The 24,282-nt window shown below is 70.6% G+C and carries 21 protein-coding genes; 11 read left to right on the plus strand and 10 right to left on the minus strand.

Annotated features, from left to right (window positions below; translation table 11 throughout):
• Positions 1-10: 10 nt before the first annotated feature.
• The 5 genes from aceF (at position 11) to RT282_RS07655 (ending at position 6,387) form a co-directional block, all read left to right on the plus strand.
• Entirely contained in the window at positions 11-1,750 is a 1,740-nt protein-coding gene (gene aceF, locus RT282_RS07635) for a dihydrolipoyllysine-residue acetyltransferase (RefSeq protein WP_313313034.1), read from the plus strand.
• 57 nt (positions 1,751-1,807) lie between these two features.
• Positions 1,808-3,655, plus strand: coding sequence for a dihydrolipoyl dehydrogenase (lpdA, locus tag RT282_RS07640; RefSeq protein WP_313313036.1), 1,848 nt, complete (start codon positions 1,808-1,810; stop codon positions 3,653-3,655).
• A 90-nt stretch (positions 3,656-3,745) separates the two neighbouring features.
• The gene (locus RT282_RS07645; protein ID WP_313313038.1) at positions 3,746-4,297 is read left to right on the plus strand and encodes a YdeI/OmpD-associated family protein; all 552 of its coding nucleotides are present in this window, start codon (positions 3,746-3,748) and stop codon (positions 4,295-4,297) included.
• A gap of 234 nt (positions 4,298-4,531) precedes the next feature.
• Entirely contained in the window at positions 4,532-5,482 is a 951-nt protein-coding gene (locus RT282_RS07650) for a class I SAM-dependent methyltransferase (protein WP_313313040.1), read from the plus strand.
• Positions 5,483-5,493: 11 nt separating this feature from the next.
• Positions 5,494-6,387 (plus strand): NAD(P)-dependent oxidoreductase, encoded by an 894-nt coding sequence (locus RT282_RS07655; RefSeq protein ID WP_313313041.1) that lies wholly within the window; start codon positions 5,494-5,496, stop codon positions 6,385-6,387.
• Positions 6,388-6,484: 97 nt separating this feature from the next.
• Here the strand turns inward: RT282_RS07655 and RT282_RS07660 are convergent, their stop codons facing one another.
• Positions 6,485-8,269: a M14 family metallopeptidase gene (locus RT282_RS07660; RefSeq protein ID WP_409519476.1), complete on the minus strand. Its 1,785-nt coding sequence runs from the start codon at positions 8,267-8,269 to the stop codon at positions 6,485-6,487.
• A 127-nt stretch (positions 8,270-8,396) separates the two neighbouring features.
• Positions 8,397-10,139, minus strand: a complete 1,743-nt coding sequence (locus RT282_RS07665) for a DEAD/DEAH box helicase (protein WP_313313043.1) — start codon at positions 10,137-10,139, stop codon at positions 8,397-8,399.
• Positions 10,140-10,397: 258 nt separating this feature from the next.
• On the opposite strand from RT282_RS07665, the gene ettA reads away from it, so the two are divergent.
• Together ettA and RT282_RS07675 are read left to right on the plus strand one after the other, a co-directional pair.
• Entirely contained in the window at positions 10,398-12,059 is a 1,662-nt protein-coding gene (ettA, locus tag RT282_RS07670; RefSeq protein ID WP_312304907.1) for an energy-dependent translational throttle protein EttA, read from the plus strand.
• A 60-nt stretch (positions 12,060-12,119) separates the two neighbouring features.
• Entirely contained in the window at positions 12,120-14,471 is a 2,352-nt protein-coding gene (locus tag RT282_RS07675) for a DUF1631 family protein (RefSeq protein WP_313313044.1), read from the plus strand.
• 20 nt (positions 14,472-14,491) lie between these two features.
• Here RT282_RS07675 and RT282_RS07680 read toward each other — a convergent pair whose 3' ends face one another.
• The 7 genes from RT282_RS07680 to RT282_RS07710 all read right to left on the minus strand — a co-directional run bounded on the left by RT282_RS07680 (position 14,492) and on the right by RT282_RS07710 (position 20,422).
• Positions 14,492-15,511 carry a P1 family peptidase gene (locus RT282_RS07680; protein ID WP_313313046.1) on the minus strand — a complete coding sequence of 340 codons (1,020 nt, stop codon included), beginning with the start codon at positions 15,509-15,511 and terminating at the stop codon, positions 14,492-14,494.
• Between the two features lie 40 nt (positions 15,512-15,551).
• Positions 15,552-16,052 (minus strand): DUF411 domain-containing protein, encoded by a 501-nt coding sequence (locus RT282_RS07685; RefSeq protein ID WP_313313048.1) that lies wholly within the window; start codon positions 16,050-16,052, stop codon positions 15,552-15,554.
• 41 nt (positions 16,053-16,093) lie between these two features.
• On the minus strand, positions 16,094-16,576 hold the full coding sequence (locus RT282_RS07690; protein ID WP_313313050.1) for a cupredoxin family protein: 483 nt from the start codon (positions 16,574-16,576) through the stop codon (positions 16,094-16,096).
• A gap of 105 nt (positions 16,577-16,681) precedes the next feature.
• Positions 16,682-17,056, minus strand: coding sequence for a hypothetical protein (locus RT282_RS07695; protein WP_313313052.1), 375 nt, complete (start codon positions 17,054-17,056; stop codon positions 16,682-16,684).
• A 49-nt stretch (positions 17,057-17,105) separates the two neighbouring features.
• Positions 17,106-17,738 (minus strand): YitT family protein, encoded by a 633-nt coding sequence (locus RT282_RS07700; protein WP_313313054.1) that lies wholly within the window; start codon positions 17,736-17,738, stop codon positions 17,106-17,108.
• 189 nt (positions 17,739-17,927) lie between these two features.
• Positions 17,928-18,398, minus strand: a complete 471-nt coding sequence (locus RT282_RS07705; RefSeq protein WP_312759314.1) for a DUF3703 domain-containing protein — start codon at positions 18,396-18,398, stop codon at positions 17,928-17,930.
• Positions 18,395-20,422, minus strand: coding sequence for a heavy metal translocating P-type ATPase (locus RT282_RS07710; protein WP_313313056.1), 2,028 nt, complete (start codon positions 20,420-20,422; stop codon positions 18,395-18,397). Before RT282_RS07710 ends, RT282_RS07705 begins: the two co-directional genes overlap by 4 nt.
• Before the next feature lie 39 nt (positions 20,423-20,461).
• On the opposite strand from RT282_RS07710, the gene RT282_RS07715 reads away from it, so the two are divergent.
• The 4 genes from RT282_RS07715 to RT282_RS07730 all read left to right on the plus strand — a co-directional run bounded on the left by RT282_RS07715 (position 20,462) and on the right by RT282_RS07730 (position 23,544).
• The gene (locus RT282_RS07715; protein ID WP_313313057.1) at positions 20,462-20,929 is read left to right on the plus strand and encodes a MerR family transcriptional regulator; all 468 of its coding nucleotides are present in this window, start codon (positions 20,462-20,464) and stop codon (positions 20,927-20,929) included.
• A gap of 121 nt (positions 20,930-21,050) precedes the next feature.
• Complete coding sequence (locus RT282_RS07720) at positions 21,051-21,860, plus strand: ABC transporter permease (protein ID WP_312759310.1); 810 nt, start codon at positions 21,051-21,053, stop codon at positions 21,858-21,860.
• 11 nt (positions 21,861-21,871) lie between these two features.
• Positions 21,872-22,879, plus strand: coding sequence for an MlaD family protein (locus tag RT282_RS07725; RefSeq protein WP_313313059.1), 1,008 nt, complete (start codon positions 21,872-21,874; stop codon positions 22,877-22,879).
• Complete coding sequence (locus RT282_RS07730) at positions 22,876-23,544, plus strand: hypothetical protein (protein ID WP_313313061.1); 669 nt, start codon at positions 22,876-22,878, stop codon at positions 23,542-23,544. Before RT282_RS07725 ends, RT282_RS07730 begins: the two co-directional genes overlap by 4 nt.
• 108 nt (positions 23,545-23,652) lie before the next feature.
• Here the strand turns inward: RT282_RS07730 and wrbA are convergent, their stop codons facing one another.
• Positions 23,653-24,243 (minus strand): NAD(P)H:quinone oxidoreductase, encoded by a 591-nt coding sequence (gene wrbA, locus RT282_RS07735; protein WP_313313063.1) that lies wholly within the window; start codon positions 24,241-24,243, stop codon positions 23,653-23,655.
• Positions 24,244-24,282: the final 39 nt, after the last annotated feature.

The following is a 24,282-nucleotide window of genomic DNA, read 5'->3' on the forward strand; positions in this document are numbered from 1 at the left end:
GGAGACTGACATGGCATTGGTAGACATCAAGGTCCCGGACATCGGGGATTTCGACGAAGTGGGCGTGATCGAGCTGCTGGTCAAGCCCGGCGACACGGTCCAGGCCGAGCAGTCGCTGATCACCGTCGAATCCGACAAGGCCTCCATGGAGATCCCCTCCAGCCACGCCGGCGTGGTCAAGGAGGTGAAGGTCCAGCTGGGCGACAAGGTGAAACAGGGCTCCGTCATCGTGACGCTGGAATCCGGCGACGCAGAACAATCAGAGCCAAAACAGGCGAAAACGCCCGCCGCACAAGCGCCGGCAGCTCCTGAAAAGGAAGCAAATGCCGCTCCTGCCCAGGCCCCTGCCCCGGCGCCCCAACCGGCTGCCGCGCCGGCCCCTTCTGCCGCGCCCGAGTTGCTGGAGGTGCGCGTGCCCGACATCGGCGACTTCAAGGACGTTGCCGTGATCGAGATGCTGGTCGCCGTGGGCGACACGGTGACGCTGGAGCAGTCGCTGTTCACGGTGGAGTCCGACAAGGCGTCCATGGAGATTCCGTCCTCCGCCGAGGGCGTGGTCAAGGAACTGCGCGTGGCCATCGGCGACAAGCTCAACGTGGGCGATCTGGTGGCCATCGTGCACGGCCAGGCCACCCGCGGCGCGGCGCCGGCGGCGCAGGTGCAGTCGCCCGCGGTGTCCCCGCCCGCCGCGGCGCAGCCGCCCGCGCAGGCCGCGAACAAGGCGGCCGATGCACCGGCACCGGCGCCAGCGCCGCAAGCCGCGCAGCCCGTGCCGGCCCACGAACCCGGCGCGCCCGTCGTCGGCCTGCCGCACGCCAGTCCGTCGGTGCGCAAGTTCGCGCGCGAGCTGGGCGTGCCGCTGGCGGAGGTCAAGGGCACGGGGCCCAAGGGCCGCATCACGCAGGAGGACGTGCAGTCCTTCACCCGCTCGGTCATGGCCGGCAGCGTGCAGACGCAGGCCCAGGCCAGCGGCGCTGCCAAGGGTGGCGCGGGCGCCGGCGCGGGCCTGGACCTGCTGCCCTGGCCCAAGGTGGACTTCGCCAAGTTCGGCCCGGTGGAGCGCAAGGAGCTGTCCCGCATCAAGAAGATCAGCGGCGCCAACCTGTCGCGCAACTGGGTCATGATCCCGCACGTCACCAACAACGACGAGGCGGACATCACCGAGCTGGAAGCCTTCCGCGTGCAGACCAACAAGGAAGGCGAGAAGGCCAAGAGCCCGGTCAAGGTGACCATGCTGGCCTTCGTCATCAAGGCCGTGGTTGCCGCGCTGAAGAAATTCCCCGAGTTCAACGCGTCTCTGGACGGCGACGCGCTGGTCTACAAGCAGTACTACCACATCGGTTTCGCGGCGGACACGCCCAATGGCCTGGTGGTGCCGGTGCTCAAGGACGCGGACCAAAAGGGCATCCTGCAAATCAGCCAGGAGATGGGCGAGCTGGCCAAGAAGGCCCGCGAGGGCAAGCTGGGCATGGGCGACATGCAGGGCGGGTGCTTCTCCATCTCGTCGCTGGGCGGCATTGGCGGCACGCACTTCACGCCCATCATCAACGCGCCGGAGGTGGCCATCCTGGGCCTGTCGCGCAGCGCCATGAAGCCGGTGTGGAACGAAGACAAGGAAAAGTTCGTGCCGCGCCTGGTGCTGCCGCTGTCCTTGTCGTACGACCACCGCGTGATCGACGGCGCCGCCGCCGCGCGCTTCAACGCTTATCTGGGCCAGGTGCTGGCGGACTACCGCCGCATCCTTCTCTAAACCTTGTGAGACAGACCCAAGCAGCGCTTTGCTCTGTCCCCAACTGATTGGAAAAAGATGGCAACCATCGACATCCAGGTGCCCGACATCGGCGACTTTGACGAAGTGGCCGTGATCGAGGTGCTGGTCCAGCCCGGCGACACCATCCGTGCCGAGCAAAGCCTGGTCACCGTGGAGTCCGACAAGGCCTCCATGGAGATTCCCTCCAGCCACGCCGGCACGGTCAAGGAACTGAAGGTCAAGCTGGGCGACAAGGTCAAGCAAGGCAGCGTGCTGCTGACGCTGGAGGCCGAGGAATCGGCCGCGGCGCCGGCGCCCGCACCGGCCCCGTCCCCCGCGCCTTCGGAGCAAAAACAGGCTCCAGCGCCCGCTGCACAAGCGCCGGCAGCTCCTAAAACCGAAGCATCCAGCTTCACCGGCAGCGCCGACCTGGAGTGCGACGTGCTGGTGCTGGGCGGCGGCCCGGGCGGCTATTCGGCCGCCTTCCGCGCCGCCGACCTCGGGCTCAAGGTCGTTCTGGTCGAGCGTTACGCCACGCTGGGCGGTGTGTGCCTGAACGTGGGCTGCATTCCGTCCAAGGCGCTGCTGCACGTGGCGGCCGTGATGGACGAAGTCAGCCACCTGAAGGCCGCGGGCATCGACTTCGGCGCCCCGCAGGTGAACATCGACCAGCTGCGCGGGCACAAGGACAAGGTCGTCGGCAAGCTGACCGGTGGCCTGGCGCAGATGGCCAAGATGCGCAAGGTGACCACCGTGCGCGGCTACGGCAGCTTCGTCGGGGCCCACCACCTGGAGGTGGAGGAAACCGGCGGTGACGGCCAGGACAGGACGGGCAGCAAGAAGACAATAGCCTTCCAGCGCGCCATCATCGCGGCCGGCAGCCAGGCCGTGCGCCTGCCTTTCATGCCCGACGACCCGCGCGTGGTCGACTCCACCGGCGCCCTGGCGCTCAAGGAGGTTCCCAAGCGCATGCTGATCCTGGGCGGCGGCATTATCGGCCTGGAGATGGGCACGGTGTATTCCACGCTGGGCGCGCGCCTGGACGTGGTCGAGATGCTGGACGGCCTGATGCAGGGCGCCGACCGCGACCTGGTCAAGGTGTGGCAGAAGATGAATGCCCACCGCTTCGACAACATCATGCTGAAGACCAAGACCGTGGGCGCCGAGGCCACGCCGGAGGGCATCAAGGTCAGCTTCGCGCCGGCGCAAGAGGGCGGCGCGGCGCCCGAGCCGCAGACCTACGACCTGGTCCTGCAGGCCGTGGGACGCACGCCCAACGGCAAGAAGATCGGCGCCGAGAAGGCCGGCGTAGCCGTGACAGACCGCGGCTTCATCAACGTCGACATCCAGATGCGCACCAACGTGCCGCACATCTTCGCCATCGGCGACATCGTCGGCCAGCCCATGCTGGCGCACAAGGCGGTGCATGAGGCGCACGTGGCGGCCGAGGTCATCGCCGGCGAACTGCAGGGCAACAAGGAACTGGCCGCGGCCGCCTTCAACGCCCGCGTGATTCCCAGCGTGGCCTACACCGACCCCGAGGTCGCCTGGGTGGGCCTGACCGAGACCGAAGCCAAGGCGCAGGGCATCAAGGTGAAAAAAGGCCTGTTCCCCTGGGCAGCGTCGGGCCGGGCGATTGCCAACGGCCGCGACGAGGGCTTTACCAAGCTGCTGTTCGACGACTCGCCCGAGGCGCACGGCCATGGCCGCATCCTGGGCGGCGGCATCGTCGGCACGCACGCCGGCGACATGATCGGCGAGATCGCCCTGGCCATCGAGATGGGCGCGGACAGCGTGGACATCGGCAAGACCATCCACCCGCACCCCACGCTGGGCGAGAGCATCGGCATGGCGGCGGAGGTGGCGCACGGCAGTTGCACGGACGTGCCGCCGCAACGCAGGTAAACGCTATCGAAACCGTAGCTGGCCGCGCATGCTCCGCAAGGGCTGCGCCGCTTTTTTCTTGCTCCATCACAGAGAAGAGCGGTAGGGACCATGCCCCAAGACACGACCAAGTCGCGCTTCACAGCCCCCCTGTTTCGCTCCGCCGCAGCGGCCCGGGAGGAGCCGTGGGCATTTCTGATCCTGCCGAAGTCGGCCAGCGAAAAGCTCCCGCGGCGCGGCAGGACGAGCGTGCAGGGGACGATCAACGGCCACGCTTTCCAGGCCACGCTGGAGCCGGACGGCCAGCTGAGCCACTGGATGAAAGTCAGCCAGGCACTGCTGGATGCCTGCGGTGCGGCGCCGGGGGATACGGTCGAGCTGGAGATCGCCGCCGTAGCGAAGGAGCCGGAGCCGGCGCTGCCGCCTGACCTGCAGCAGGCGCTGGCCGCTTCCCCGCAAGCCAGGGCCGTGTGGGACGCCACCACCAGGCTGGCCCGGGTCGACTGGATTCACTGGATCGAATCCGCCAAGCAGGCCGCGACGCGCAAAACCCGGATCGAGAACGCCTGCGACATGCTGGCTTCGGGGAAGAAGCGCGTGTGCTGCTTCGACCCCTCCGGCTTCTACAGCAAGAGCCTGTGCGCGCCCGAAGCGGCGGACTAGGAAGGGGTCTCAAGTTTTTCAAAATTGATAGCTGCTCGCGCTTGTCCGGCGAGCGCTAGAGGCCAACTTCGCTTGAAATTCAAGAGCCTCGAACGTCCTGCCCGCGGCAGTTCCTGCCGGTGGCAGTCGACACGAGCCTGCAAAAAACCGCACCCCCCAAAAAAGAGAGCGGACCGCGCTGGCAGAATGGGCGCCGCAGGCCGATTCGGCCATGCTTCCAACCCTTCGGCCTCCATGCAGCCCCTGCTCGACACCATCGCCGCCATGCCCCTGCCGCAGGACGCATGCCGCATCTTCCACGGCCGGGGCGGACTGCATCCCGGCTGCGAGCACTGGACGCTCGATGCGTATCCGCCCGTTTTCGTGCTCACCAGCTTCGCCCCGGTGGATGACGGGCAGCTGGGCGCCATCGGCGAGGCGCTGCACGCGCGCTGGGCGCAGCTGGCGCCGGGCCAGCCCCTCGCCTGGGTCTTCCAGCACCGCGGTGAGGCGCTGCGCCTGCAGGGCCGCAGCGATACGCGGCTGATGGCCGGCAGCGTGCCCGATCCGCACATCGTCACCGAAGGCGGCCTGCGCTTTCGCGTGCACGTGCTGCGCGGGCAGAACCACGGGTTGTTTCTCGACATGGCCGAAGGCCGCCGCTGGGTGCGCGAGTGGGCGCTGGAATTCAAGGCGCGCGAAGGGCGGGGGGCGCGCGTGCTCAACCTCTTCGCCTACACCTGCGCCTTCTCGGTCGCCGCGCTGGCGGGCGGCGCGGCGCAGGTGGTGAACGTGGACATGGGGCGCGGCGCAATTGCCACGGGACAGCAGAACCACCAGCTGAACGGGCTGGGGGGCGGGGCAAGCTTTCTGGCGCATGACATCTTTGCCTCGTGGGGCCGGATCACGCGCGGTGGGCCGTACGACCTGGTCATCGCCGATCCGCCCAGCTACCAGAAGGGCAGTTTCGTCGCCGCCAAGGACTACCCGCGCACCGTGCGCCGGCTGCCGGATCTGCTCGCGCCAGGTGGCAGCGCGCTGCTGTGCCTGAACGCGCCCGAACTCGGTCCGGATTTCGTGCATGGCCTGGTGCAGGAGCTCGCACCGGGCCTCGCCTTCGAGCGCCGGCTGCCCAATCCGGCCGCGTTCGCCGACGTCCATGAAGAGCGCTCGCTGAAGGCGCTCGTGTACCGGTCCACACCATGAAGGAGACACCCATGCAAGACACCCCCCGCATCGGCCTGGTCGGCGTCGGCCTGATGGGCCACGGCATTGCGCTGAACCTGGCCAGGAAGGGCCAGACGCTCACGGTGCTCGAGCACCCCGGCAACCAGCCGCTGGACGAACTGCTGGCGCTGGGCGTGGCCACGGCGGCCAGCGTGCCGGCCCTGGCGCGTCAGTGCGACATGCTGATCCTGTGCGTGACCGGCTCGCCACAGGTGGAGGCCGTGCTGCTGGGCGAGCAGGGCGCCCTGGCCGCGCTGCCGGCCGGCGCCGTGGTGGTGGACTGCTCCACCGCCATCCCGTCGTCCACCGAGCGGGTGGCCCAGGCCTGCCAGGCGGTCGGCATGCAGTTTCTGGATGCCCCCATGACACGCACCCCGCGCGAGGCGCGCGAGGGTCGGCTGAACCTGCTGGTGGGCGGCGATGCGGCGGTGCTGGCCCGCTGCCGGCCCATCCTGGAGTGTTTTGCCGAGAACATCGTGCACACCGGCGCCGCCGGCACCGGCCACCGCATGAAGCTGCTGCACAACTATGTCTCTCTGGGCAGCGTGGCGCTGATCGCCGAGGCCGCTGCCTGCGCCCTGGGCGGCGGCGTGGCCCCGGAGGTGTTCGTAGACGTGCTGGCCAAGGGGGGCGGCGCCGGCGTGGCGCTGGAGCGGCTGCGCCCCTACCTGCTGGCGCAGGACGCCTCGGCGCTGCGCTTTGCCATGGGCAACGCCCTGAAGGACATGGGCTACTACACCACCATGGCGCAGGACGGCCAGGCCGCGCTCACCATTGCCCAGGCCGTGCAGGCCACCTTCGCTCGGGCGGTGGAGCAGGGCGGGGCCGATGCGCTGGTGCCGGAGCTGGTGGCGCAGCTGCAGGCCACGCACAAGCCGGTCTGAAGATGGTGGCAGATTTTTTGAACAAATCTGCCTCTAGCCCCCATGGATAAAGCGGCAGCAGCTATCCATTTGATAGCTGCCACCGCTTTTTTCCCGTTCAATCCATCTCTTCAAAGACCAGCGGCGGGTTGGCCATGACGCGCGCCGCGTCCTGCAGCCCGGGGAGGAGCTGGTGGGCGTAGTAGCTGCCGCGGGTGTCGGGCTCCAGGGCGGCGGCGGCCAGGTTGGCCAGGGTCTGGTTCATGGGCACGTAGTAGCTGCCCTCGGGCACGTCGATGCTGGCGCGGCGGGTGGTCAGCTTCAGGCCCTCGCCGCGATTGCCGCCGGCCGGCTCGTACAGGTCGGCCAGCACGGCGCCAGGCTCGGCCACGCGCAGCACCAGCACGCCCAGCCAGCGCAGCCGCTGCACGGCGTCGCCGGCGCTGGCGGCCAGCCAGTAGCCGCAGGGGCGGGCGCGGCGCAGCGTGGTCTGCAGCTGCAGGGTGGAGTCCCACTGCAGGTGCAGAGGCCGGTCGGCGCCGGTCTGCGGGTCGATGCCGATCAGTTCGCGCTGCAGCGGCGTGCCCTGCGCGCGCACCACCAGGTCGCCCCGGCAGGCCTGCGAGGCGATCTCGCGCGCCTCGTACGAGCGCACCGACTCCAGGCTGGAGGCCTTTTCCACCGTGCTGCGCAGCGCGCTGGTCAGCGCGGTGACGTGCGCGTGCACGCGCCGCTGGATCTGGCGGCGGTCCAGGTCGGCGCCGCGGCTGTCGATGCGCAGGCTGACGGCGTTCTTTAGCCCGTTCACGTTGCGCGCGCTGTCGGCGGCCGTGCCGGCCATGGCCAGGCGCAGGGCGCCGCCATCGGCCTGCTCGGGCGTGAAGTACCAGTCCTGCGTGAGCCCGGCGCCCGTCAGCGCTTTGACCATGGGGTCGTGGTACCACTCCATCGCCGCCTTGGTCATGAACTCCGGCAGGTTGGCCGTGGTGGCCGGCTGCAGCAGCAGGTCGGCGCGCGGCAGCACACCGGCGCGCTCGACCAGCAGGCTCTGCACCGGGTATTCGTGCGCGTCGATGATGGCGATCGGGCGGAAGTTGCGCACCAGCCGCGCCAGTGCCTGGGCCTCGGGCGTGCGCAAAGCCAGGTGGTCCTGGTCCAGATCGGTGCCGCTGGCCGTCAGGTGCTGGCCGGACTCGGCGCCGTCCGGATTGGCACGCGGCACGACGATGACGTTGATCGCGTCCAGCATGGGCTCCAGCAGGCCGCCGCCGGCCAGCTCGCGCGCCATGATCAGCAGCGCCTCGGCGCTGGCGGGCTCGTCGCCATGCTGCTGGCCCATCAGCAGCACGGTGGGCCGGCCGCTGGCCTCCAGCGCGGCCACGTCGGTGCCATCGGCGCGGGTCAGCACCAGGGCCGACAGCGGCGTGCCGCGCTGCGAGCGGCCGAAGTTCAGCACCTGTGCCTTGGTACGGCTGCCGGGTGCGCCGGCGCCCAGCCGGCCCAACCACTGGCCCAGTTCGGCATTGGTGGTGAAGGCGCGGCGCCCCTCGGCCAGGCCCGGCGTGTCGTAGCGCACGGAAGGATCGGCAAAGCGCGCATCCACGGCCGACAGCGGGGTCGGTGCGGCCTGCGTGGGCAGGGCGGGCGCGGGCTCCACGGGTGTCACGGTGACGGAAGAAGGCTGCGCCGCATCGCTCGGCACGGTTGCACCCAGCGGCGGCGGCACCACGCGGCCCTGCCGGGGCATGCCGGTGTCGGTGGTTTGCGAGGGCCAGGGCGGCAAGGGCGTGCTGGAGCAGGCGGCCAGCAGCAGGGCCGACAGCGCCAGCATCGGCAGGCGCACCGGGTGTGGCAAAGAGCGGGCGGGCGCGGCTGCACGGCGGCCAGTGGGGGTCTGGTTCATCATGACGGGCGAGCTTGAGTGTTTCTTGCGCCGATGTTAGCCGGCCACGGGCGCGAGTCAGTGCCAGAAAAAAGCCCGGCCGAAGCCGGGCTCTCAGAGTGTACGTAGGGGGTGGCCTGCCGGCGCGTCAGCGGCCGTAGCCGCCGCCACCGCCGCGCGGACCGCGCGAGCCGCCACCACCGCTGCGGTAGCCGCCGCCACGGCGGCCGCTGCCGGCCATCATGTCAACGCTGGTGCGCATGGGGTCGGGCTGGCCGCCGCCGCCGGCGCGCCGGGGCATGAGCGAGTGGCCGGTCTGCGTCAGCATGTGGGCGTTCTCGCCGCGCGGCTGGCTGTCGTCGTGCCGGCGCGGACCGCCGCCACCATTGCCACCACCAGCGCCGCCCATACCGCCACCGCCGCGGCGGCGGCCGCCGCCCGCGTTTTGCTGCGGCTGCTGGCCGCGGCCTGCCGGACGGCCGCCCTGGCCGGCGCTGGCGCCGCCATGCCGACCGCGGCCACCGCCTTCGGCACCTTCCTTGCGCGGCTGACCATCACCGGCGCCGCCCTGGCGGCCGCGCTGGCCACCGCCGCCGCCCGTGGCTGCCTTGTTGGTGCGGATGCGCTCCATCATTTCCTGGCGTGCGGCCTTGGCAGCGGCCTGCATCACGTCGCGTCCTGGAGGCTTGCCGGCGCCGCCCCAGATGGTCTGGCGGCCCATGGCGATGGGCTCGGCCTTCTCACCTTCGTCAGGGCCAAAGCCGTCGATCACCTGCACGGGAATTTCCTGCTTGGTGAAGCGCTCGATCTCCATCATGAAGCCTTCTTCATCCATGCAGACCAGGCTCACGGCGTGGCCCTCGCGCCCGGCGCGGCCGGTGCGGCCGATGCGGTGCACGTAGTCCTCGGGCACGTTGGGGATCTCGTAGTTGACGACGTGCGGCAGGTCGTCGATGTCGATGCCGCGTGCGGCGATGTCGGTGGCCACCAGGGCGCGGATCTGGCCGGTCTTGAAGCCTTCCAACGCCTGAGTGCGGGCGCTCTGGCTCTTGTTGCCGTGCAGCGCCATGGCCGTCACGCCGTTCTTGGTCAGGTAGTCGGCCACGTTGTTGGCGCCGAACTTGGTGCGCGTGAAGACCAGCACCTGGCTCCAGTCGTGCTGCTGGATGATGTGCAGCAGCACCTGCTTTTTCTTGGCGCGGCCCACCGGGTGGATGACCTGGCTGATGCGCTGCACCGTGGTGTTGCGCGGCGTGACCTGGATGCTCTGCGGGTTTTTCAGCAGGCCGCCGGCCAGCTCGCGGATCTCGTCGCTGAAGGTGGCAGAAAACAGCAGGCTCTGCTTGGAGGCGGGCAGCAGCGCCAGCACCTTCTTCACATCATGGATGAAGCCCATATCCAGCATGCGGTCGGCCTCGTCCAGCACCAGCACCTCAACGGTGGACAGGTCCAGGAAGCCCTGCTGCTGCAGATCCAGCAGCCGGCCGGGGGTGGCCACCAGGATGTCCACGCCGCGCTTGAGGCGCTCGATCTGCGGATTCATGCCCACGCCGCCGAAGATCACGGTGGACTTGATGTCCAAGTGCTTGCCGTAGGCGCGCACGGATTCCTCGACCTGGGCAGCGAGTTCGCGTGTGGGGGTGAGCACCAGGGCACGCACGCCGCGGCCGCCGAAGCGGCTGGTGGCGGGGCTGCCGGCCTCCAGGCGCTGCAACATGGGCAGCGCGAAGGCCGCCGTCTTGCCGGTGCCGGTCTGCGCGCCGGCCAGCAGGTCGTGGCCTGCCAGAACGGCGGGTATGGCCTGGGCCTGGATGGGAGTAGGGCTGTCGTAGCCCTGTTCCTGCACGGCACGCAAAATGGCCGGCGAGAGCTTCAGTTCGTCAAATGTCATCGTTGTTGGATGCGCCCGTCCTGGGCGCTGGGTATCGGTCCGTCGCCGGCGAGGTGTTGCCGGACCAGTACAAAAGGAACCGATGATTGCAAGAGCGGGAGCCCGGAAGGCGATGCTTCCTTCGTCCCCAGCTTGACTGCTGCTGCCAGGGTGACTGGAGCCCGTGGCGGTCGCCATTGTCGCATGCGCCGATAATCAATGGTTGCGCGCGCCTTGGCTGGCGCCCCTTTTTTGCTATTTTTTTCAGATTAAGACTCCATGGCCCAGTACGTTTTCTCGATGAACCGTGTCAGCAAGACCGTGCCCCCGAAGCGGCAGATCTTGAAGGACATCTCCCTGTCATTCTTTCCTGGCGCCAAGATCGGCGTGCTGGGCCTGAACGGCTCGGGCAAGTCGTCGCTGCTGAAGATCATGGCCGGCGTGGACAAGGAGTTCGAAGGCGAGGCCATTCCCATGGCCGGCCTGTCCATCGGCTATCTGCCGCAGGAGCCCCAACTCAACCCCGAGCACACGGTGCGCCAGGCCGTCGAGGAAGCCATGGCCGAGGTGAACAATGCCAAGGCCCGGCTGGAAGAGGTGTACGCCGCCTACGCCGAGGAGGATGCCGATTTCGATGCTCTGGCCAAGGAACAGGGCGAGCTGGAGGCCATCATCGCCGCCGCCGGCACCGACTCCGAGCACCAGCTGGAGATCGCCGCCGATGCGCTGCGCCTGCCGCCCTGGGACGCCGTGGTCGGCCACCTGTCCGGTGGCGAAAAGCGCCGCGTGGCCCTGTGCAAGCTGCTGCTGTCCAAGCCCGACATGCTGCTGCTGGACGAGCCCACCAACCACCTGGACGCCGAGTCGGTGGACTGGCTGGAGCAGTTCCTGCACCGCTTCTCCGGCACCGTGGTGGCCATCACCCACGACCGCTATTTCCTGGACAACGCCGCTGAGTGGATCCTGGAGCTGGACCGCGGCCACGGTATTCCCTACAAGGGCAACTACTCCGACTGGCTGATCCAGAAGGGCAACCGCCTGGAAGCCGAACAAAAGGGCGAGGAAGCCCGCGCCAAGGCCCTGAAGAAGGAACTGGAGTGGGTGCGCCAGAACGCCAAGGGCCGCCAGGCCAAATCCAAGGCGCGTATCGCCCGCTTCGAGGAGCTGAGCGACTACGAATACCAAAAGCGCAACGAGACGCAGGAGATCTTCATCCCCGTGGCCGAGCGCCTGGGCTCTAAGGTCATCGAGTTCAAGAACGTCTCCAAGGCCTTCGGCGACCGGCTGCTGATCGACAACCTGTCCATGAACATCCCGGCGGGCGCCATCGTCGGCATCATTGGCCCCAACGGCGCCGGCAAGTCCACGCTGTTCAAGCTGATCGCCGGCCGCGAGCAGCCCGATTCCGGCACGGTGGAGATCGGCCAGACGGTGAAGATGGCCTTCGTGGACCAGCACCGCGACGAACTCGCCGACGACAAGACCGTGTGGGAGGACATCTCCGGCGGGCTGGACATGATCAACGTGGGCAAGTTCACCATGGCCTCGCGTGCCTACGCCGGGCGATTCAACTTCAACGGCCAGGACCAGCAGAAAAAGGTCGGCAACCTCTCCGGGGGCGAGCGCGGCCGCCTGCACCTGGCCAAGACGCTGATCCAGGGCGGCAACGTGCTGATGCTGGACGAGCCCTCGAACGACCTGGACGTGGAAACCCTGCGCGCGCTGGAAGACGCCCTGCTGGAATACGCCGGCACGGTGATGGTCATCAGCCACGACCGCTGGTTCCTGGACCGCATCGCCACGCACATCCTGGCCGCCGAGGGCGACAGCCAGTGGGTGTTCTTCGACGGCAACTACCAGGAATACGAGGCCGACAAGAAGAAGCGCCTGGGAGAGGAAGGCGCCGCGCCCAAGCGCATGCGCTACAAGGCGCTCAAGTGACGCACCTGCGGTAGTAGTATCGGGCGGCTTGCCGCCCCCTCCCTTCTTTTCCCACGAGCCATGCCCCTGCCAGCGTCTCGCGCCAGAACGGTTTTTCGCGCATGCGTCGTCAATGCAATACGCGACGGCGAAACGCTGATGGAGCAGCTGGTGACGCGCACCCGCAGTGCGCTGAGCGAGGAGGAGGCCTCCAGCCGTGATATCCAGCGGCGCAACCAGGCGGGCGATGCGCTGCGCCTGCTGCACCAGCATGAGGCGCAGCTGGTCAAGGGTTACCCGATGGCGCTGCTGGAAGCCTTTGCCGAAGGCCCGGCGCAGCCGCGCGCCAAGGGGGCCGCGCCCAGCGACACGGGCATCGACTTCGGCGAATTGGCACTGATGGACGATACCGAGGTGCTGGCCCAGGTGGAGATGGCGCGCGCCCAGCAGGTGGCTGCGCTGGCCACGGAGGCGGCGTTGGCCGAGCTGAACGCATTGGTCAGCTCGGCTCAGGGCCTGGGCAGCGTCCAGGCCGAGCGCAACCCACTGCGGCCCGAGAACTACATCCGCGCACTGCAGCAGGTGGTGGCCGACACCGGCGTGTCGGCCGAGGTGCGCCAGCAGTGGATGGCCCAGATGCGCGAACAGCTGGGCCAGCAACTGGTGGACGTCTACCAGCGCACCGCCCGCGGCCTGCGCGAGCAGGGCGTGGAGCCCGTGGGCTACGCCGTCGCCGGCATGGCCGGTGCGTCGCGCACGGGCTATGGCACCAGCACGCAGATGGGCGTGGGGGGCGGCTACGCACCTTCTTCCATGCACAGCGGCCTGTCCAGCCACTATGGCGCTCCGGTGCACGGCTCCGGCTGGGGCGCAGCGGCGTCCGGCGGCATGCCGCTGGCACCTGCCGCCGAAGAGGCGCTGCTCACCGTCGGCATGCTGCGCCAGATGCTGGCCGGTATGGGCGACCCGCACGCCTTCGACCCCGTGCGCGGGGGCGCTGTGCCCAGCGGCTACATGGCTGTGCCACCACACGGCGGCTACGTCACGCAGGAGGCTGCCGACGCCATGCAGGACCTGGCGCAGCTCGAGCAGCTGGTGGGCCGGCTGGCCGGTGCCCCGGCTGGTGGGGAGTGGGTCAACACCTCGGCGCTGATACCGGCCTCTGCGCCCATGCCGGCGGTGCCCATGCCCGTGCCGCAGCCCTCGCCCGAGCGCGCCGCGCAGGACGTGGTCAGCCGCATGATGGACAACATCGCTCAAGACTCGCGCCTGCTGCCTTCCATGCAGCGGGCCATCCAGAGCCTGGCGCCCGCGCTGCGCGAGCTGGTGCGCCACGACACGCGCTTCTTCAGCGACGAGCAGCACCCCGCGCGCCGCCTGCTGGACGAACTGACGCAGCGCAGCCTGGCTTTCGACCGCGAAGACTCGCCCTCGTTCGGACGCTTCATGCGCCTGGTCAACGAAGTGGTGGGCCATCTGGCGACGGCGCGCATCGAAAGCTCCGCGCCGTTCGAGCGGGTGCTGCGCGCCCTCGAGAAGGCCTGGGAGACGCAGGAGCGCCACCGCCGTGAGCGCCGCGAGGCCAAGGAGCGCGAACGCCAGCTGCGCGAACAGCGCGATCTGCTGGCCGAACGCCTGTCCGCCGACTTCCGCCGCCTGCCCGATGCGGGCGGCGCTCCGGCAGACCTGCTGGCCTTCGTCACCGGCCCATGGGCTGCCGTGGTGGCGCTGGCGCAGACCCCGGAGGGTGCGGAGGCGACCGGGGACGACCCGGGCGGCTATCTGGCCCTGGTGCCGTTGCTGTTGGCCGTCGGCCAGGAGTCGCAGCTGCGCGCCGAGCCCGAGCGGCTGGGCCAGGCCCTGGCCGCTGCGCTGCCCACGCTGCGCGAAGGGCTGATGAGCATCAACCACCCGGCCGAGGGCATACAGGCTCTGGAGGAGCGCCTGCTGGGCCTGCAGCGGCTGGCACAGGACTGGCACGACGAGCAGCAGCGGCAGGCCGAGGCAGCGCGCGCGCAGGAGCAGGCACGGGCCGAGGCCGAAGCGGCCGAGGCGGCCGCCGCGCCGCTCGCCGAGCTGCCGACAGACAGCCTGGCCGCACCGCTGGCTGCGCAGGACGAGCTGCCCACGCAGTCTGAAATGCAGGCCCTGGCGCAGGAGCCCAAGCCCGATGTGCCTGCTGCCGACGCCAAGGGCGCGCTGCAGATCGGCCAGTGGGTGGAGATCGTGAGCCAGCAGGGGGCGGTGCAGACCCAGCTGACCTGGGCCAGCCCGCACAACACCCTGTTCCTGTTCACCGGGCTGGACGGCAGCACACAGTCCATGACGCGCCGCATGATCGACAAGCTCTCGGGCGAAGGCTCGTTCCGCATGCTGGAGGGCGCGCCGGCACCCGCTGCCCAACCGCGTGGCGCCCGGGCGCGGCAGCGCTAATTCACTTCAAGGTTTTACGTTCAGCCCGCGCGCCGCAGGTCGGCGCAGGCGGGGAGCAGCGGCCCACCCGGCAGGTGCAGGCTGCGGGCCGCCAGCACGGCGCGCACGGTGGCGCGCGCCACGGCCTCGGCGGCCATGGTGGCCAGCACCATCATGCCGGGATGCTGGGCGGCGCGGCCGGTGGCCAGGGCGAACAGCGTGTCGCCGTCGCTCATGGTGTGCACCGGGTTGATGCTGCGCGCCAGCCCGTCGTGGCCGGCCACGGCCAGGCGCTGGGCCTGCACCTTGGTCAGCCGCGCGTCGGTGGCGATCACGCCGATGGTGGTGTTGCTGCCGGCCAGCAGCGGGTGCGGCGGCTCGCCGCGCAGCAGGGCGCGCCGCGTATCGCGCAACGCATCGCCCTCTGCCGTGCGGGCGCCGGCCAGGGGCCGGCCGGTGTCCGGGTCGACCACGTCGCCCACGGCGTTGCAGGCCACCAGGGCGCCCACCGTCACCCCGGCCACGCGCACGGACGCCGTCCCTATGCCCCCCTTCATGGCGTGCTGCATGCCGAACATCTTGCCGACCACGGCGCCGGCGCCGGCGCCCACGTTGCCCTCGGCCAGCGGCTGGCCGGTGGCGGCGGCGCTGGCGGCGGCGTAGCCGGCGTTTGCATCGGGGCGGATGCGGGCGTCGCCCACCGGCAGGTCGAACAGTACGGCGGCCGGCACTAAGGGCAGGCGGGTGACGCCCACGTCCAGGCCCACGCCGTGCTCTTCCAGCCAGCGCACGGCGCCGGTGGCGGCGTCCAGCCCCCAGGCGCTGCCGCCGGCCAGCACGATGGCGTGGACTTCGTTCACCAGATTGCCGGGCGCCAGCAGGTCGGTCTCGCGCGTACCGGGGGCGGCGCCACGCACGTCCACGCCGGCCACGGCGCCCTCGCGGGCAATGACCACGCTGCAGCCCGTGGGCCGGCGCGTGTCGGTGAAGTGGCCGGCCTCGATGCCGGGGACGTCGGTGATGGCGCCGGCCGGCGCGCTGGCGTGGGGGCTGTGTTGCATGGCGCGGCCATTATGGAGGGCCGCGCCGGCCGGCCTTTCGTCAGCGATAGCTGGTGAAGACGCGCGTGGAGACGTCGCTGTTCATCAGGTTCTTGGTGACCAGCAGCACGTCGTAGGGGTCCTTGCGGCCGCCGTATTCGGGGCCGTCCATGCCGGGGCTGCCCACGGGCATGCCGGGCACGGTGATGCCCAGCGCCTTGGGCTTTTGCGCCAGCAGCTTCTTCACGTCGGCCGCGGGCACGTGGCCCTCCAGCAGGTAGCCGCCGACCAGCGCCGTGTGGCATGAGCCCAGGCGCGTGGGCAGGCCCAGCTTGGCACGCACGGCGGCGTTGCCGGTCTCGTGCACGGTGACGGCAAAGCCGGCCTGCTCCATCAGGACGATCCAGTCCTTGCAGCAGCCGCAGTTGGGGTCTTTCCAGACCTCCATGGGCGGCAGGGTGGTGGCGGTGGGCGCGGCGGCCAGGGCGGGCAGTGCGGCCGCGGCCAGCAGGGCGGCGGCGCCCGTCAGGCATTGGCGGCGGGTGAGGGCGGGGAGGTTCATGGCGTGGGCTCCTTGAGTCGGATGCAGTCGTCGAAAGCGGGTCACGGCGTGACGGTGAAGGTGCCGCGCATGCCGGCCTGGAAGTGACCGGCGATCAGGCAGGCGAAGTCGAAGCTGCCGACGCGGTTGAAGCGCCAGACCAGATCGCCCGTCGCGCCGGGCGCGACGTGGGCCATGTGGGGCGCGGCGTGCTCCATGCCGGGGTGCTTGAGCATCATGGCAGCGTGCTCGTCCAGCGAGGCAGGCGTACCCAGGACGATCTCGTGCATCAGCTGGCCCCGGTTTTCCACGCGCAGGCGCACCGTCTCGCCCTGGCGCACGGTGAAGTGGGAAGGCGCAAAGCGCATGTCGTCGGTCATCTGCAGCACGATGGTGCGCTGCGCGTCCTGCGCCGCGCCGGCGACGCCCCACGGCTGCTGCACGGCCAGGGCGGCGGCCGAAGGATGGGCCGGTCCTTCATGGGCAAAAACGGCGCTGGCGCCCGCCAGCAAAGCGCTGGAAGCTATCAATTTGAGAGTTTTCATGGAATCCGAGAAAGGCGTGGCAAAAGGGCCGGGCGGCGCGCGCAGCAGCGCCCGGGTGCGCGGCGGCCTGCGTGGGCCGGGGCGCGCAGGAACAGGCTGAGCGGGTCAGCCTATGGGCGGCTTGATGGCGCGTGCCCGCTGGGCGCTGGCAAAGCGGCTGCCGTGCGCGGGCGGCGGCGTGGCGGCCTCGGCGGCAATGGGCGCCAGCGCGGGCGCGGCCCAGGGCCCGGGGTGGCACAGGTTGCAGGCGGCGCAGGCGCTGCCCGCCTGGGCCTCGCTGCAGCCGGGTGCCTGCGCCGAACCGGCGCAATGCGCCTCGGCCGCCGCTGCGGCGTGTTCGCCGTGCTCGCTCTGGCCCATCGGGGCGCTGGCGGACTGCGGCGCAGGCACTGGCGCCATGCCCATCGCCATGGCGTCGCCCAGCAGGCCGCGCAGGACCAGCAGCAAGGCCATGAGGAGGAAGGTGAGGCGCCGGGGCATGGAAGGGAATGATACGCAGCGCTGCGAGAGGGCTCCTCGCCAGCGCGTGTCAGGCGGCCATGTAGCGGCCCGGGCGGTGGTTCATGGCCAGCACCAGGTTCAGCGCCACGGCGCCGACGATGGACCACAGCACGCGCGTCGGCTCCACGGTGAAAAGCGCGGCGGCGACGATGCAGCAGTCCACGGCCATCTGCACCTTGCCGGCGCGCCAGCCGTGCCGGTCCTGCAGGTACAGGGCCAGGATGCCCACCCCGCCCAGGCTGCAGCGGTGGCGAAACAGCACCAGGAAACCCATGCCCATGATCAGCCCGCCGGTGAGCGCGGCGTACAGCGGCTGCAGCTGGTTGATCTGCAGAAAGCGCGTCTGCAGGTCCGCCAGCACCGACAGCAGGGCCACCGCGGCAAAGGTCTTGAGCGTGAACGCCAGCCCCATGCGGCGCAGCGCCAGCCAGTAAAACGGCAGGTTGAGCACGAAGAACAGCTTGCCAAAGCCTATGCCCGTGGCGTAGTGCAGCAGGAAGGCCAGCCCCGCCATGCCGCCGGTGAGCAGCCCGGCGCTGGCCAGGAAGGCCACGCCGACGGAGATCATCGTCACCCCCGCGGCGATGGCCACGGCGTCTTCGGTGCGGGTGTGGGCGGTCACGGCGGGAGCGGCGAGGGCGGCGAGGGCGGTGGATGTCATGGCGGCAGAGTGGACGCCGGGGTGGCGGGCGGCGTCAGCGATTGCAGCACCGGACGCGCCGCAGCGCCTTGAGATGCATCAAGAAGGACCGCGCGCCCGGGTGTCGAAGTGCTATTACTAAAATAGCTGCTGGCGCTTGATGGATAAGGGTTTGAGGCTGATTTGAATGAAAAAACCCTTGCGCCGCCCTCAGCCCTGCCGCGCCGGTGGCGGCGCCTGTCGCTGCGCCAGCGCCTCGGCACTGTGCGGCGCCACGGCCGCCATGGCCTGGGCGATGCGCTCGCGCACCGGCGCCGACGGCACCATGGACTGCAGCGCCGGCACGATGGCCCGCCCGGTGTTGCCCTGGGGCAGCCGGCGCACGACATGGCCGACGACGGTCAATGCCAGGCGTGCCCACTGGCCGCGCGTCTCGAACGCGTCGCCCAGCTGGCGGGCGTAGCGCAGCATGTGCCAGTGCGCGCGCCAGTGCAGCGTGAAGCGGTTTTGTCCCAGCACGTGGGCCGCCTCCAGGTAGTGCCAGCGCTGGGCCGGCGGCTCGGCGCTGCTGGCGGCGAAGGCGGCCAGCAGGTGCTCGAAGGCGGCGTGCTGGCGCTGGCGGCCGGCGGCGCTGCCGGGCAGGTTCTTTTGCATCTTGGTGATCGTGTCCTGGGGTTTCATCGTGCGTCTCCTTCGCGCGGGGGCGGGGTGCCGGCGCCGCCGCGCAGGCGCAGGCCGTTGGCCACTACGGCCAGGCTGACGCCCATGTCGGCCACCACGGCCATCCACATGGTGGCCAGGCCCATCAGGGCCAGGGCGAAGAACACCGCCTTCACGCCCAGCGCCAGGAGGATGTTCTGCCACAGCACGCGGTGCGCGCGGCGGGCCAGCACCACAGTGTCGGGGATGCGGCGCAGGTCGTCGTTCATCAGCACCACGTCGGCCGTTTCCATGGCCATGCCGGTGCTGTGCGCTCCGCCCATGGCAAAGCCGACGTCGGCGCGGGCCAGGGCCGGCGCGTCGTTGATGCCGTCGCCGGCCATGGCGGTGGGTCCGTGACGGACCTGCAGATCGGCCAGGGCTTGCAGCTTGTCCTCGGGCAGCAAGCCGCCGCGCGCGTCCGCTATGCCGGCGGCGCGCGCCAGCGCCTGCACGGTGGCGGGGTTGTCGCCGCTCAGCACCACGGGCTGCACGCCCAAGGCCTTGAGCTGCGCCAGAGCCTCGGGGGCGTGGGCGCGCAGCGGATCGGCCACCGCGAACAGGGCGTGCACGGCCTGGTCGCTGGCCAGCAGGGTGACGGTGCGGCCCTGCTGCTCGTGCGCGGCCAGCTGCTCGGTGAGTGCCGGGTTCTCCAGGCCCATCTCGCGCACCAGGCGCAGATTGCCCAGCACCCAGCGACGGCCGTCGATAACCGCCTGAACGCCGCGTCCGGGCAGGGCGTGCACGTCGGCGGCGCCGTCCGGCCGGCCAGGCGGCAGGCCGGCGGCGATGGCGCGCGAGACCGGGTGGTCGGAGCGGCTGGCCAGCTGCCAGGCGACGGCCGCGGCGGCCTGCGCATCGGCGCTGCCCACGGTCTGCCAGTGCACCAGCGTGGGGTGGCCGGTGGTCAGCGTGCCGGTCTTGTCCAGGGCGATGGAGCGCAGACCGCGCGCCGCCTCCAGCGCGCTGCCGCCCTTGATCAGGATGCCGCGGCGCGCCGCCGCCGTGAGGGCGCTGACCACGGTGACGGGCGTGGAGATCACCAGCGCGCAGGGGCAGGCGATGACCAGCAGGGCCAGGGCCTGGTAGGCGGACTGGTGCCAGCTCCAGCCCATCACCACGGGCGCCAGCAGGCCCAAAGCCAGCGCCGCCACGAAGACCAGGGGCGTGTAGACGGCGGCAAAGCGGTCCACGAAGCGCTGTGCGGGCGCGCGGCTGGCCTGTGCCTGCTCCACGGCGTGGACGATGCGCGCCAGCAGCGTGCTGGTGGGCAGCGCCGTCACCTGCATGAACAGCTCGCCGTGCTGGTTCACGCTGCCGGCGTACAGCGGGTCGCCCGGGCCCTTGTCGGCCAGCTGGCTCTCGCCGGTGATGGGGGCCTGGTTGACCGCGCTCGTGCCGCGCGTGACGCTGCCGTCCAGCGGCACGCGCGCGCCGGGGGCGATGCGCACCAGCGCGCCCAGGGCCACCTGGGCGACCGGCACGCGGGTGGTGCCGCCGCCGTCCTGCACCACGTCGGCGGCCTCGGGCGCCAGGTCGAGCAGGCCGCGGATGGCGTTGCGGGCGCGGTCCATGGCGCCGTGCTCGATGCGCTCGGCGGCGACGTACAGGGCCATGACCATGGCCGCCTCGGGCCACTGGCCGATCAGCACTGCGCCGGTGACGGCCACGGCCATCAGCGCGTTGATGCCCAGGCGCAGCCGCGCCAGGTCCTTGAGCCCGGAGCGGTACACGCCCAGGCCGGACAGGGCGATGGCCACCACGGCCAGCGCCATGCCCAGTACGTCCTGCTGCAGCCAGTGCGCAGCTTCGGCGCCGGCGGCCAGCACCAGGGCGGCGGCGATGCGCGGCCAACCGGGCAGGGCGCCGTGGTCATGGCCATCGTCGCCGTCGGCGGCGCAAGAGCCACAGGCCGGTGCATGGGCCTGGGCGTGAGCGGGGCCGTGGTCGTGTGGGTGCGCATGCGCGCCGTGGGGATGTGCGTGGGCGTGTTGTCGCGGGTTCATGCGATCATTGGAAACCTTGAAGTCACTTCAATGTCAAGCATGGACACACAAAGCCCCCGCCACCGCATCGGCGATGCCGCCCGCCTGTCGGGCGTGCCGCCGGCCAACATCCGCTACTACGAGAAGGAAGGCCTGCTGCGCGGCCAGGCGCGGGCCGAGAACCGCTACCGCCTGTATAGCGACGAGGAGGTGCACCGCCTGCGCTTCGTGCGGCTGTGCCGGGCCATGGACATGTCGCTGGACGAGGTGCGCACCCTGCTGCAGCTCGATGCGCGCAGGGTGCATGACGAAGGCGCCGACCACGCCGCCTGCGCCACGCTGGACGGGCACCTGGAGCACGTGCGCACCCGCCTGTCCGAGCTGCATGTGCTGGAGCGCGAGCTGCAGCACCTGCGCAGCCGCTGCGACGGCACGGGCGGGCAGTGCCACGTGATCGAGGCGCTGCACGAGCGCGCCGACGCCGAGCCCGTGCCGGCCCCGGCGCCCGCGGCCCGGCGGCACGTCTGATGCGCGGGCCGCGGCAGAGCGGACTGTTTTGCTATGTAAAAGCTAGCTGCCAGCGCTTGACTGGCGGGCGTTACAGGCCTGTTTCATTCTCAGTGCCGCGCCGCTCCCCTATGATGCGTGCATGACTGCACTGCGCCACCCGCTGCACCTGCACGAGCGTCTGATGCGCACGGCCCGGCGCTGGGCGCTGGCCTGGTCGCGCATCTTCTACCTGGGCGCGGTGGTGCTGGTGCTGATGCTGTCGCCCTCCAGCTACTCGCGCGGCACGCGCTGGCGGCTGGCGCGCCACATGTACCAGGGCACGGCACCCATCCTGCTGGGCTTCACGGTGCTGGCGGCGCTGCTGGCGCTGGTCATCACCCGCATCGTGGTGGTGACGGCCTTCAGCTACGGCCTGTCGCGCTATGCGCTGGAGATGGTCATCCGCGTGCTGGTGCTGGAGCTGATCCCGCTCACCGCCGCCCTGTTCGTGGCCATGCGCGCCACCATTCCTGCCGGCACGCAGCTGGCGCTGATGCGCCAAAGCGGGCACCTGCAGGCGCTGCAGCAGCGCGGCGCCGACCCGGTGCGCATGGAGGTGATGCCACGCGTGGTGGCCGGCATCTACGCCAGCATCACGCTGGCGGCGCTGTCGTGCGTGGTGGCGCTGGTCATGGCCTACCTGGGCGTGTACGGCTTCACCACCGCCGGCATCGCCGCCTACACGCGCATGTTCGGCCATGTGTTCGCGCCGCAGATCACGCTGGTGTTCGCGCTCAAGACGCTGTTCTTCAGCATGGCCGTGGCCCTCATTCCGCTGGCCTCCGGGCTGTACGAGAGCGGTGACGCCCGGCGCGCCCAGCAGCCCGATTCCGAGCTGGGCGGGCTGGCGCGCATGTTCGCCGTGCTGCTGCTCATCGAGGTGATCTCGCTGATGAGCAACTACTACTGACCTTTTTTGCGATGACCGAGCCCACTCCTCCGCAACCGCCCCACGCGCACCAGGCGCTGCCCGGCGACGAACTGCTGCGCCCCGTAGCCCACCTGCGCGCCAAGGCGACGGCGCTGCTGCTGTTCACCCTGGTGCTCGTCGTGGGCTCGGGGTTTTACCTGCTGTATGCCCGCGGCGCCTTCGAGCCCACGCAGCGCCTGGTGCTGACGGCCGACGACTCCGAGGGCGTGTCCGTGGGCATGGACATGACCTTCTCCGGCTTTCCCATCGGCCGCGTGCGCTCCCTGGGCCTGGCCGAGGGCGGCGAGGTGCGCATCGTCGTGGACGTGGCGCAGCGCGACGCGCACTGGCTGCGCACATCCAGCGTGTTCACGCTGGTGCGCGGCATCGTCGGCGGCACCACCATCAAGGCCTACAGCGGCGTGATGACCGACCCGCCGCTGGAGGACGGCGCCGTGCGCCCGGTGCTGCGCGGCGACGCCACGGCCGAGATCCCGCGCCTGATGGCCGACGCGCGCGAGCTGCTGGAAAACCTCAACCATCTCACGGCCAGCGACTCCGCCCTGGGCGGCGCGCTGGGCAATGTGCGCACGCTGACCGAGCGGCTGAACGGCCCGGGCGGGGCGCTGTCCGTGCTGGCCGGCGGCGACGGCGAGGCGCGCAAGATCCTGGCAACGCTGGAGCGCACCAACCAGCTGCTGGCGCGCCTGGACGGCATCGCCGCCAAGGCCGACAAGCAGGTCTTCGGCAGCGGCCAGGACGCCGGCCTGGTGCCCGAGGTGCGCGCCGCCGTGCTGCAGCTCAACGGCCTGCTGGCCGATGCGCGCGGCAGCCTGGTCAAGGTGGACGCCGTGCTGGCCGAGGCCCAGGCCGTGGGTGCCAACGCCCGCGAGGCCACCACCGACCTGGGCGCGCTGCGCGCCGAGGTCGAAGCCAGCCTGCGCAAGGTCGAAGGCCTGGTGAACGAGATCAACCGCAAGTGGCCCTTTGCCCGCGACACGGAGCTCAAGCTGCCATGACCCGCCTTGCCGCACCTCTCGTCCTGCTGATCGCCCTGGCCGCCGGCTGCGCCGGCAAGCCCCCCCCGCCGCAGTGGCGCATGGACGCGCACGACGCTGCCGAGCGCGCTACCCAGGCCTATTTGTCCGGCGACAGCCGCGTGGCGGCGCTGGAGTGGACGCGCGCGCGCGCCGAGGTCTCGCGCACCGGCCGCCCCGAGCTGCTGGCGCGGCTGGAGCTGATGCGCTGCGCGGCCGAGGTGGCCAGCCTGCAGGCCACCGGCTGCCCGGCCTTCGAGGCGCTGCGCGCTGACGTGGGCGACCCCGAGCTGCTGGCCTATGCCGACTACCTGGCCGGCCGGCCGTCCGAGGCAGCGCTGCTGCCCCCGGCGCAGCGCGCGGCAGCGGCTGGCGGCGAGGCCGCGATCGCCGCCGTGGCCGATCCACTGGCCCGCCTGGTGGCCGCGGGCGCCGCCGTGCAGGCCGGCCGCGCCACGCCGCGGCTGCTGGCCCTGGCGGCCGATACCGCGTCGGAGCAGGGCTGGCGCCGTCCGGTGCTGGCATGGCTGCTGGCCGGCGAGCAGCAAGCCCGGGCGGCGGGCGATGCGGCCCTGGCGCAGGCCCTGCGCCGGCGCATCGCCGTGGTGGAGAGTGCCGGCGCGCCGCCGGCCGCGCCTGCGCACTGAAACCGCCTGCAGGCGGCGCGGTTTAGAGCAAAAATCGGCTGCAAGCCGCGCCAGTCAAGCGCAAGCAGCTATCAAAAATGATGCATGCGGCACGGCTGAGGGTGGTGGCTAGCGGATCTTGCCGGCCACTTCGACGAGGCGCCGCGCCTGGTGGCCGATGGCCGCCTTCACGTCGTCAGTGAACTCGTCGCCCTGCTTGTGCGAATAGCCGTAGGGGTTGCCGCCGGTCTTGAAGATCACCGGGTCGGTGTAGCCGGGGGCGACCACGATGGCGCCCCAGTGCATGGCCGTGGCGTAGAAGGACAGCAGCGTCGTTTCCTGCCCGCCGTGGGCATTCTGCGCCGAGGTCATGGCCGAGATGGCTTTGTTCGCCAGGCCGCCCTTGGCCCAGACGCCGCCCAGCGTGTCGATGAAGGCGCGCATCTGGCTGGCCATGATGCCGAAGCGGGTGGGGGCGGAGATCAGGTACGCATCGGCCCACTCCATGTCCTGCGCCGTGGCGGTGGGCACGTCGGCCATCTTGTCCTGCTGGGCCTTCCAGGCTTCCTGGCCGGCCACCACCGCGGCCGGCGCCGTTTCCGCCGCCTTCAGCAGACGCACTTCGGCGCCAGCGGCCTTGGCCGCTTCGGCCGCGATCTGGGCCATCTGGTAGTTGGTGCCATAGGTGGAGTAATAGATGACGGCGAGCTTGGTGGCCATGGCGTTCTCCTTGGAAAGTGGGTTGAAGCACGAAAAAAG

Origin of the sequence: Pulveribacter sp. (assembly GCF_032079985.1) — a bacterium.
GTDB lineage: Bacteria > Pseudomonadota > Gammaproteobacteria > Burkholderiales > Burkholderiaceae_C > Melaminivora.